Source organism: Luteibacter sp. (assembly GCF_051958795.1).
In the GTDB taxonomy this organism is placed as follows: Bacteria; Pseudomonadota; Gammaproteobacteria; order Xanthomonadales; family Rhodanobacteraceae; genus Luteibacter.
In genome coordinates, this window is record NZ_JBQCFT010000012.1 from 1 (window position 1) to 9,985 (window position 9,985).

The 9,985-nt window shown below is 67.5% G+C and carries 11 protein-coding genes; 8 read left to right on the top strand and 3 right to left on the bottom strand.

Features of this window, described 5'->3' with window-relative positions:
• The 4 genes from ACTHLF_RS00865 to ACTHLF_RS00880 all read left to right on the top strand — a co-directional run.
• On the top strand, positions 1-631 hold a 631-nt coding region (locus tag ACTHLF_RS00865; protein ID WP_440324001.1), incomplete at its 5' end, for a thiazole synthase.
• A 2-nt stretch (positions 632-633) separates the two neighbouring features.
• Positions 634-1,344 carry a tRNA (guanosine(46)-N7)-methyltransferase TrmB gene (gene trmB, locus ACTHLF_RS00870; RefSeq protein WP_440324002.1) on the top strand — a complete coding sequence of 237 codons (711 nt, stop codon included), beginning with the start codon at positions 634-636 and terminating at the stop codon, positions 1,342-1,344.
• A 74-nt stretch (positions 1,345-1,418) separates the two neighbouring features.
• Complete coding sequence (gene poxB / locus ACTHLF_RS00875; RefSeq protein WP_440324015.1) at positions 1,419-3,137, top strand: ubiquinone-dependent pyruvate dehydrogenase; 1,719 nt, start codon at positions 1,419-1,421, stop codon at positions 3,135-3,137.
• A gap of 276 nt (positions 3,138-3,413) precedes the next feature.
• Positions 3,414-5,231 carry an SLC13 family permease gene (locus ACTHLF_RS00880; RefSeq protein WP_440324017.1) on the top strand — a complete coding sequence of 606 codons (1,818 nt, stop codon included), beginning with the start codon at positions 3,414-3,416 and terminating at the stop codon, positions 5,229-5,231.
• Positions 5,232-5,250: 19 nt separating this feature from the next.
• Here the strand turns inward: ACTHLF_RS00880 and ACTHLF_RS00885 are convergent, their stop codons facing one another.
• Positions 5,251-5,592, bottom strand: coding sequence for a Rieske (2Fe-2S) protein (locus tag ACTHLF_RS00885; RefSeq protein ID WP_440324003.1), 342 nt, complete (start codon positions 5,590-5,592; stop codon positions 5,251-5,253).
• An 80-nt stretch (positions 5,593-5,672) separates the two neighbouring features.
• Between ACTHLF_RS00885 and ACTHLF_RS00890 the strand changes: the two genes are divergently transcribed.
• The 4 genes from ACTHLF_RS00890 (at position 5,673) to ACTHLF_RS00905 (ending at position 8,326) form a co-directional block, all read left to right on the top strand.
• Positions 5,673-5,969: a hypothetical protein gene (locus ACTHLF_RS00890; RefSeq protein WP_440324005.1), complete on the top strand. Its 297-nt coding sequence runs from the start codon at positions 5,673-5,675 to the stop codon at positions 5,967-5,969.
• A gap of 90 nt (positions 5,970-6,059) precedes the next feature.
• Complete coding sequence (locus ACTHLF_RS00895; protein WP_440324007.1) at positions 6,060-6,935, top strand: methylated-DNA--[protein]-cysteine S-methyltransferase; 876 nt, start codon at positions 6,060-6,062, stop codon at positions 6,933-6,935.
• Positions 6,936-7,035: 100 nt separating this feature from the next.
• Positions 7,036-7,938 (top strand): drug/metabolite exporter YedA, encoded by a 903-nt coding sequence (gene yedA / locus ACTHLF_RS00900; RefSeq protein WP_440324009.1) that lies wholly within the window; start codon positions 7,036-7,038, stop codon positions 7,936-7,938.
• 127 nt (positions 7,939-8,065) lie between these two features.
• Positions 8,066-8,326 carry a hypothetical protein gene (locus ACTHLF_RS00905; RefSeq protein ID WP_440324010.1) on the top strand — a complete coding sequence of 87 codons (261 nt, stop codon included), beginning with the start codon at positions 8,066-8,068 and terminating at the stop codon, positions 8,324-8,326.
• Positions 8,327-8,330: 4 nt separating this feature from the next.
• On the opposite strand, the gene ACTHLF_RS00910 is transcribed toward ACTHLF_RS00905, so the two are convergent.
• Positions 8,331-9,653: an ABC transporter permease gene (locus tag ACTHLF_RS00910; protein ID WP_440324012.1), complete on the bottom strand. Its 1,323-nt coding sequence runs from the start codon at positions 9,651-9,653 to the stop codon at positions 8,331-8,333.
• A 9-nt stretch (positions 9,654-9,662) separates the two neighbouring features.
• On the bottom strand, positions 9,663-9,985 hold a 323-nt coding region (locus tag ACTHLF_RS00915), incomplete at its 5' end, for an FtsX-like permease family protein (protein WP_440324014.1).

Below are 9,985 nucleotides of genomic sequence, written 5' to 3' on the forward strand. Positions count from 1 at the left end.
CGGCCAGGACGCCAGCCAGCCCAACCTGCTGGATGCGCTGCCGCCCGATCGCTTCACCCTGCTGCCCAACACGGCCGGCTGCTACACCGCGGACGATGCCGTGCGCACCTGCCGCCTCGCGCGCGAGCTGCTCGACGGGCACAACCTGGTGAAGCTGGAAGTGCTCGGCGATGAGCGCACGCTCTACCCGGATGTGGTGCAGACACTCGTCGCCGCGGAGAAGCTCGTCGCCGATGGCTTCGACGTCATGGTCTACACCTCCGACGATCCGATCCTGGCACGCCGGCTTGAAGAGATCGGCTGCGCCGCGATCATGCCGCTGGCCGCGCCGATCGGTTCGGGCCTGGGCATCCAGAACCGCTACAACCTGCTCGAGATCATCGAGAACGCGAAGGTCCCCGTGATCGTCGATGCGGGCGTCGGCACGGCTTCGGATGCATCGATCGCGATGGAGCTGGGCTGCGATGGCGTGCTGATGAATACCGCGATCGCGGGCGCGAAGAACCCCGTACTGATGGCCCATGCGATGAAGCTGGCCGTGGAAGCCGGACGTGCCGCGTTCCGCGCGGGCCGTATCCCGCGCAAGCGCTTCGCTTCGGCGTCGAGCCCCGTGGAAGGACTGGTGGGTTGAGCATGAGCCACGACGACGAAACCACGGGCGAAGGCCCGTTCCAGCGCCGCATCCGCAGCTTCGTGCTGCGCGAAGGCCGGATGACCCCGGCGCAGCAGCGCGCGTTCGACGACCACTGGGCGCGCTTCGGCCTCGATTACACCGGTGTAACCCGCGACCTCGGCGCCACGTTTGGCCGCGAGGCACCGCGCGTGCTGGAAATCGGCTTCGGTAACGGCGAGGCGCTCGCATGGGCGTCAGAGCATGACCTCGCTCGCGACTACATTGGCGTGGAAGTGCATGGCCCTGGCGTCGGCCGCCTGATGAATGCGCTGGCCGCGCGCGATGCCGGCAACGTGCGCATCTACAAGCACGATGCCGTGGAAGTGCTGGAAAACGAGATCCCGCCGGGCAGCCTTTCCGAAGTGCGCATCTGGTTCCCGGATCCATGGCACAAGAAGCGCCACAACAAACGCCGCATCGTGCAGCCGGCTTTCGTGGCCCTGCTCGCTTCACGCATGGCCCCGGGCGGGCTGCTGCACCTGGCCACCGATTGGGAGGCCTATGCCGAGCACATGCGCGAAGTGATGGAAGCCGCGCCGGGCTGGCGTAATCGCGTGGGGCCGGGCGCCACCGCCGAGCGTCCCGACTGGCGCATCGAGACCCATTTCGAACGCCGTGGCCTGCGTCTTGGCCATGGTGTCTGGGATTTCCTTTACGAATGGCACGGTTAGACAAGCCGTAGACCCTGAAATGGGCACACTTGGGCTCTCTCGTCCCCACGGAGCCCCGCATGTCCATCTCCACCCTGGCCGACCTGTTCGCGGAAACCCTGGAACAGGCCGGCGTACGCCGCATCTACGGCTTGGTCGGCGATAGCCTCAACGCCATCACGGATTCCCTGCGCGAGCGCCAGCGCATCGACTGGATCCATGTGCGCCACGAAGAAGCCGCCGCCTTCGCGGCCGGCGGCGAGGCCCAGCTCACCGGACAGCTCGCGGTCTGCGCGGGCAGTTGCGGCCCGGGCAACCTGCACCTGATCAACGGCCTGTTCGATTGCCAGCGCACGCGCACGCCGGTGCTGGCGATCGCCGCGCACATCCCCAGCGCCGAAATCGGCAGCGGTTACTTTCAGGAAACCCACCCCACCGAACTATTCCGCGAGTGCAGCGTGTACTGCGAGATGGTCTCCGACCCCGCGCAGATGCCGCATGTGCTCGATTCGGCGATCCGTGCCGCGGTGGGCCAGCGTGGCGTCGCCGTGGTGGTGATCCCGGGCGACGTGGCGATGCGCAAGGCGGTGGTGAAGCAGGTTACGCCCGCGGCCGGCCTCCTGCCACCGTCACCGAAGGTGATCCCCGCCGAACGTGAGCTCGATGCGCTCGCCGCCCTGCTCAACGCGGGCAAGCGCGTCACCCTGCTCTGCGGCCGCGGCACCGCGGGCGCGCACGATGAACTGATCGCCCTGGCCGACGCGCTGAAATCGCCGATCGTCCACGCACTGGGCGGCAAGGAGTTCGTGGAATACGACAATCCCTTCGACGTGGGCATGACCGGCCTCATCGGCTTCAGCTCCGGCTACCACGCGATGGAGGACTGCGACACGCTGCTCATGCTGGGCACCGACTTTCCCTACCGCCAGTTCTATCCGGAGGAGGCGAAGATCGCCCAGGTGGATATCCGCCCGGGCAACATCGGCCGCCGCTGCCGGGTCGACCTGGGCGTGGTGGGTGATGTCGGCGAGACGCTGAGGGCCCTGCTCCCGCGCATCGAGCCCAAGCGCGTGCGCGGCCACCTCGATCGCTGCCTGGCCCACTACGCCCGTGCCCGCGACGGCCTGGATGAGCTGGCCGAGATCAAGCCTGGCCATGAACTCATCCACCCGCAGCAGGTCTCGCGGCTGGTCAGTGAGCTGGCCGAGGACGATGCGGTATTCACCTGCGACGTGGGCACGCCCACCGTCTGGGCGGCGCGCTACCTCAAGATGAATGGCAAGCGCCGCCTGGTCGGCTCGTTCGTGCATGGCTCCATGGCCAACGCGATGCCCCAGGCCATCGGCATCCAGGCTGCTTATCCCGGGCGCCAGGTGATCTCGCTGTCGGGCGATGGCGGCTTCGCCATGCTGATGGGCGACTTCATCACCCTGGCGCAGGAGAAGCTGCCGGTGAAGATCATCGTGCTCAACAACGGCACGCTGGGCTTCGTGGAACTCGAGATGAAGGCCGCGGGCCTGGTCGAGACCGGCGTGGAGCTGCGGAACCCCGATTTCGCCGCGATGGCGAATGCCATGGGCATCCACGGCCGCCGCGTGGCGAGGGCCTCGGACCTGCCCTCGGCGATCGCCGAGGTGCTCTCGCACGAGGGGCCCGCCCTGCTCGACGTGGTCAGCAACCGGCTCGAGCTTGCCATCCCGCCGAAGATCAGCGGCGAGCAGGTCAAGGGCTTCAGCCTGTATGCGCTGAAGGCGGTGATGAGCGGCCGTGGCGATAGCATCGTGGACCTGGCGGTTTCGAACCTGAGCCGCTGATCACACGCCTCCGGTAGGAGCCCACCCTGTGGGCGACGCCGTTCGCGAAAGACCCACGCGGCCCTGTGGCGTTTTCGCGAAAGATGTCGCCCACAAGGTGGGCTCCTACGTTGAGTGGGGTCGTTGCGTAGAAATACGCGCTTGCTTCAGCCGGGAGCCACCCCCAGCGCGTATACTCGTCCGCCATCGACAGCAGCCTGGCGAGCCAATGCCACCGCATGCCCCCATCGACCGGAACGGGACTGCCGGCTAGTGGCACTCACACTCACGCCTGAAATGATCCTCGTGCTGGGCCTGGTGGGCTTCACCATGCTCATGCTCGTGCTGGAGTGGATCCGGGCGGACATGGTGGCACTGCTGGTGGTGGTCACCATCGGCCTGACCGGGCTGATCCCTGGCGAACAGGTGTTCAACGGCTTCGCCGGTAACGCCGTCATCGCGATCATCGCCATCATGATCATGGGCGCGGGCCTGGACCGCGCCGGCGTGCTCAACCTCACCGCTTCCTTCGTCATGCGCATGGCGCGTGGCATGGAGTCGCGCCTGGGCGTGGTGGTGAACAGCGTCACCAGCCTGTTCAGCGCGGTGATCCCGAGCCAGGCGCTCGCGGCCCTGATGATCCCGGTCACCTCGCGCCTGTCCGCGCGCACGGGCGTGCCCATGTCGCGGCTGCTGCTGCCCATGGCCTTCTGCATCCTGACTGCGACCAACACCACGCTGATCGCGAACTCGCCGCTGATCGTCCTCAACGACCTGATCGCCAGCGCCAACAGCAACCTGCCCCCGGGCGCCCACACCATCCCGAAGTTCGGCCTTTTCAGCGTCACGCCGGTCGGCCTGATCCTCGCGCTGCTCGGCATCGCGTTCTTCTGGCTGTTCTCGCGCAAGCTGCTGCCGGAGCGCGAGGACGAGCGCCTGAAGGTGACCCCGGGCCGCACCGAGAGCTACTTCGCCGATACCTATGGCATCGCCGGTGAAACCGCGGAGCTCACCGTCACGGCGGAAAGCCCGCTGGTCGGCATGAGCATCGGCGAGGTGGAACAGCTGCATGGCGCCCCGCTGATCCTGGCGATGAAGAACGGCAACGAGAGCCGCGTGGCCCCGCCCTCGGACCAGATGATCTGGGTGGGCACGGTGCTGGGTGTGCTGGCTCCGAAGGACGCCATCAACGCGTTCGCCAATAACCAGCTGTGCCGCGTGTCGTGGCGCATGCGCCAGTTGGGCGAGCAGTTCAACACCACCCGCGCCGGTATTTCCGAGGCCGTGGTGCCGCCCAGCTCGCGCTTCATCAAGCAGAGCGTGGGCGAGCTGCGTCTGCGCAAGCGCTTCGGCATCTCCGTGCTGGCGGTGAACCGCGGCGATGAGGTCTTCCGCGAGGATGTGCGGGCCGTAACCCTGCGCGCCGGCGATACGCTCGTGCTGCACAGCAAGTGGCGCGACCTCATGCTGGCCGAGGAAGACCGCGACATCGTGGTCGTCACCGATATCCCGAAGGAAGAACAGCGGCCCGGCAAGATCTGGCAAGCCGTGGGCTTCTTCGTGCTGGCCAAGTGCCTGGCGCTGTTCACCCACCTCGATCTCTCGGTGGCGATGATGACCGGCGCGGTCGGCATGCTGCTGACCGGCGTGCTGAACATGGACGAGGCCTATAAGGCCATCAACTGGAAGACCATCTTCGTGACCGCCTGCCTGATCCCGCTGGGCTGGTCGATGGATTCCACCGGCACGGCCAGCTGGATCGCCCAGGAAGTACTCGCGGTGCTGGGCCACGCGCCGCAGTGGACCCTGCAGCTCTCGATCGCCGTGCTGACCCTGTTGTTCTCCCAGGTGATGTCGAACGTGGGCGCCACGGTCATGATGGTGCCGATCGCGATCAGCGTGGCGGTCACCACCGGCGGCAACCCCTCGGCCTATGCGCTGATCGTCGCCGTGTCCTCGTCGAACACCTTCCTGCTCTCCTCGGGCCACCCGGCACTGATGATGGTGGCCGGCCCCGGCGGCTATCGGGCGAAGGACTTCCTCCGCGCGGGCATCCCGCTCACGATCGTGATGCTGGTGGTCACCCTGGTGACCATCAACCTGATGTACCGCTGAGCCAACCCACAGAATTTTCTCAGGCCAGGTGGACGGTTCCGTCCGTGACCGCCACCGACACCGCACGTAGGCGATCACCCTTGCAAGGACCGCTCTGGCAGTGCCCATCCCCGGCCGTGAAGGTCGCCCCGTGGGCGGCGCAGATGATCAGGCCGTTGCGGACCAGGAAGCGGCCGGGGGCGTAATCCAGCCGGCGGCCGGCATGGGGGCACACGTTATAGAAGGCGCTGACCTGGTCCCCGTCGCGGTAGACCAGCAGGGACTCGGTGTCGCCAGCCACCGTCGCCTCCACTTCGATGGCGTTGCCATCGGGGATGTCATCGAGCTGGCAGAGGGGGGCGGTGTCGGCAGTGGTAGTCATGGCACTTGTCTATGAGGGTCGGATGCCCCAAGGTAAAGAGGCTCACACGCATGTCATTGTGCCATACGGATTTTTAACCAATGCGCTTCGTCTTTCCGCCCATTCGCCGCTCGCGTAACCCGCTGGTCCGTGCCCTGTCCCTGTTGGCAGGCGTGGCCGTGCTGGGCGTGCTGCTCGTGTTCGGCGTGGTCGTGCTCGGCGTACTGGTGGCCGGCGGCCTCGTGTTCTTCGCCGTGCGCCAGTGGAAGCTCGCGACCGCCCGTGCCAACGGCGCGCCCACGCCGCAGCCCCAGGCTGCATCCCGCCCGAACGATCCCAACGTCCTCGAAGGCGAGTTCGTGGTGATCCAGCAGAGCCGGCCGGTACACCACCACTAAGCCGTTCGCGAAACGAGCCGCGCACCGCAAGCTTCGGATAGTCCGCCGGAGCCTGCCCGCCTACGCTGGTCTCCCATGAAGGAGGCCACCATGAACCGTCCCGCCCTCGCCATGCAAAGCACCGACGATGCCCTGGAACGCGTGCGTCTCGCCCTCGAAGAGGACGAGGCACCGGCGGACCTCGCCAGCCTCGCCGCCATCGCCGGGCTCAGCCCCACCCACCTGCAGCGGGTGTTTCGCCGCCGCTACGGCGTGAGCCCTGCGGAATATGCCCGTGCGCGCCGCTTTGGCCAGCTCCGCCAGGCGCTGCGCGGCGGTGCCGCGGTGACCGACGCCGTCTACGACGCCGGGTTCGGCTCGGGCAGCCGGGTCTACGAGGAAAGCGACCGCCGGCTCGGCATGACCCCGGCTAGCTACCGCGCGGGCGGCGCCGGGGCCGATATCCGCTTTACGACGACCGCGACGCCGCTGGGCCAGTTGCTGGTGGCGACCACCGCGCGCGGCATCTGCTCCGTCACCCTGGGCGCAGACGATGCCGAGCTGGAAGCACGCCTGGCCACCGAATTCCCCCAGGCCACGCGGCAGCGCGTCGATGCCGGCCGCGAGGAATGGCTGGATGCGGTGATCGCCCGCGTGGCGCACGAACTGGGCTGGAGCGATCGCGACGCGCCGGCCATGCCGCCCCTCGACGTAGCCGCCACGGCGTTCCAGTGGCGGGTTTGGGAGGCGCTCACCCGCATCCCGCGCGGCGAAACCCTGAGCTATGGCGAGCTGGCCGCGAAGCTGGGCGTGCCGAAGGCGGCCCGCGCGATCGGCCGCGCCTGTGGCAGCAACAAGCTCGCGCTGCTGGTGCCGTGCCACCGGATCATCCGCGAGGATGGCAGCCTGGGTGGCTGGCGCTGGGGCCTGGAAATCAAGCGCCAGCTACTGGCAAGCGAGCGCGCGGTGAACGCGGCTCAAGCCTGACCCGCGAAGGTTTCGCTACCACCCGTCACGCGGCGGCGATATCTTTCCGCTTTCGCGTCACGCCGGTTGTGGCGCACCCTGCCCCGGTTTGCCCCACGCCATGTCTGACGCCGCCTGTTCCGCCACGCCCGCCGCCACCGAGTCACGCTGGCTCGTACCGCTTTCGCTGTTCGCGCTGTATGTGATCTGGGGCTCCACCTACCTGGGCATCCGCTACGCGCTGGTGAGCTACCCGCCGTTCCTGCTGGCCGCCCTGCGCTTCGCGATCGCGGGCGTGCTGCTGTTCGCCGTGCTGCGCGTGCGTGGCGCGGCGCTGCCCACGCGCCGGCAGTGGCGCAATGCCGCCATCGTCGGCACCCTCCTGCTCGCCGGCGGCAACGGCCTGGTCTGCTACGCCGAGCAGTCGGTGAGCTCAGGCATCGCCGCGGTGGCCGTCGCCAGCATGCCGCTGTTCGCCGCCGTGTTCGGTGGCTTTTACGGCGAGTGGCCATCGCGCGGTGAAACCGTCGGCCTCCTCCTGGGCTTCGCTGGCGTCATCGTCCTGAACCTCGGCGCGGGCCTTTCCGGTTCGCCGCTCGGCGCCATCGCGCTCATCGTGGCCGCCTCGTCGTGGGCGTTCGGCTCGGTGTGGTCGAAGCGGCAGGACATGCCGAAGGGGCCGATGAACGTAGCCGCGCAGATGCTCTGCGCCAGCGTCGCGCTGGGCATCATCGCCCTGCTGCACGGCGAGCGCCTCCCGGCGCACCCGCAGGCATCGGCAACGGCCGCCCTGCTTTACCTCGTCGTGTTCGGTTCGCTCATCGCATTCAGCGCTTACCTCTACGTGCTGAAAACCGTGCGCCCCGCACTCGCGACCAGCTATGCCTACGTCAACCCGCCGGTGGCCGTGCTGTTTGGCGTCGCGCTTGCCGGCGAGCATGTCGGCCCGTTCGATCTCGGCGGCATGGCGATCATCCTGGTGGGCGTCGGCATCATCACGCTGATGCGCCAGCGCAAGGCGTGATGCGCAAGCGCCGGAATGTGACGGCCGTCGCACTCCGCGGTATGGCAGGCGCATTTTCAGAATAATCGGATGGTCGGGCCCGCCGACCGCCACCTAGTCTCTCCAGCCGCATCTGCTGGAGATATCCATGGATGGCCTAGCCCATCTCCGCCGCTCGCGACGCCTGCGCCTTTGCGGCGCGCGCCTTGCCACCCTGCTTTGCCTGGCCATCGCCGCGCTGGCTTCATGCCAGCCGTTCCGCGATGACGACACCACGTTCGCCGCGCCATTGAACGACTTCGCCGACTACGATGCGTGCGTAGATCGCGGCGGCAACTGGTTGCTCCATGCCCATCTCTGCAAGGAGCCGGCGGGCGATGCCGGCGACAGTACGCCGGCACCGCCATGAGCCATCAGAGTTCGCGCAACGCCGTGGTCACCGGCAAGCGCGCGGCGCGCAGCGCGGGGAACAGGCCGCCGATGAAGCCGATCGCCAGCGCCCACTTCAGGCCGGTCCACAACAGGGTCGGCCCCACGCGGAACTGGAAGACGACCTGGCTGAAGTTCGCGCCCAACGTCGATGCCGAGTAGTTGTTGAAGATGAGCCATGCGATCCCTGCACCAATCGCGCCACCCAGCAACGCCAGCAGCATCGTTTCAAGAAGCACCGACACCACCACCGGCACGCCGCGGAAGCCGATCGCACGCAAGGTCGCGATCTCGCGGGCCCGTGCCTGGATCGCGGCGAACATGGTGTTGAGCGCGCCGAACACGGCACCGATCGCCATGATCAGGCCCACCGTGATGCCGATGATGCGCAAGGTCTTCGTCAGCGCCTCCGACTGCTTGCTGAAATACGCCTCGGTGGTGGAGACGTCTACCTTCAACCGTGGATCGGCGGCCAGGCTCGCCTTGAACGCATCGAGGGCCTTTGGCGAATCCAGCAGCACGGTGACCGACTGCACGCTGCTGCCGCGCCGGTAGGCCGAGGCGACGCTTTGCGTATCGCCCCACAGCTCGGATTCGAGCGCATCGTTCGATTCGAACTCACCAACCACGGTCCAGGTCTGCCCGGCCAGGCGGATGGACTTGCCGACATCCAGGCCTTCGAACTGGCCCTTCGCGCCCTTGCCGACGATCAGTTCGCGCAGGCCCGGCTTGAAGCGCCGTCCCTCGATGATCTTCACGTTCTCGCGCAGCGCCCACACATCATCGCTTACACCGCGGATAGGTACGTTGGAGTCGCTGTTCGGATCGCCCTTGCGCGGCAGGTTCGCCACGACGACGAGTTCGCCCGAGGCGATCGGCCGCCCTTCCGGCCCCTTCTTCACGCCCGGCGCCTGCATCACGACGTTCGCGCTGTCGCGATCGAGGATGGAATTGAGCTCGGCTTGCGAGCCGCCGCGCAGGACGATGGCGGTGTGGTCGTTACCCGACGCGCGCAAGGTCTGTGCAAAGCCTTCGCTCATCGCCAGCATCGCCACGAGCACGCCGACCACCCCGGCGATACCGACGACCACAACGGACGAGGAACCGAGCCGCTGGGTCACCGTGGAAAGACCCACCCGGGTCACCTGCCAGGTCTGCCGGCCACGCCGCGTCGCGACCATCCATACGGCCAGCAGGATCGCCAGCACGACGACGCCCTGCCACGGCAGCATGGTCCACACGACCAGGAACAGCGCGATGATCGCAAGCAGCAACACGCCGCCAAGGAACTTCTTGAAGGTCTTCATGGCCGTTCCTCAGCGCCCTGCCAGGGCGTCGACAATGTTGAGGCGCATGGCGCGCAGGGCGGGCAAGGCACCGACGATCGCGCCGATCACCACCATCAGCACGAGGCCGAGCAGCCACGTCTGCGAGCCCACCGGGGGAAGGTTAAGCATGCCGCCGCTGCCCTTGGCCACGATCGGCACGATCACGCCCGCCAGGCCCAGCCCCAGCACGCCGCCTATCACCAGCAGCAAGATGCTCTCCGCCAGCACCATGTAGAGCACGCTGTGGCTGGAGAAGCCGATGGTCTTCAGCACCGCCAGCTCGCTGGTCCGTTCACGCACGGCCTGTGCCA

Bases quoted from the DNA above. Each gene is read 5' to 3' on its own strand.
- yedA (WP_440324009.1), top strand. From the start codon at position 7,036: ATGTCTGACGCCGCCTGTTCCGCCACGCCCGCCGCCACCGAGTCACGC.
- ACTHLF_RS00880 (WP_440324017.1), top strand. From the start codon at position 3,414: ATGATCCTCGTGCTGGGCCTGGTGGGCTTCACCATGCTCATGCTCGTG.
- ACTHLF_RS00890 (WP_440324005.1), top strand. From the start codon at position 5,673: ATGCGCTTCGTCTTTCCGCCCATTCGCCGCTCGCGTAACCCGCTGGTC.
- ACTHLF_RS00895 (WP_440324007.1), top strand. From the start codon at position 6,060: ATGAACCGTCCCGCCCTCGCCATGCAAAGCACCGACGATGCCCTGGAA.
- ACTHLF_RS00885 (WP_440324003.1), bottom strand. From the start codon at position 5,592: ATGACTACCACTGCCGACACCGCCCCCCTCTGCCAGCTCGATGACATC.
- ACTHLF_RS00910 (WP_440324012.1), bottom strand. From the start codon at position 9,653: ATGAAGACCTTCAAGAAGTTCCTTGGCGGCGTGTTGCTGCTTGCGATC.
- trmB (WP_440324002.1), top strand. From the start codon at position 634: ATGAGCCACGACGACGAAACCACGGGCGAAGGCCCGTTCCAGCGCCGC.
- ACTHLF_RS00905 (WP_440324010.1), top strand. From the start codon at position 8,066: ATGGATGGCCTAGCCCATCTCCGCCGCTCGCGACGCCTGCGCCTTTGC.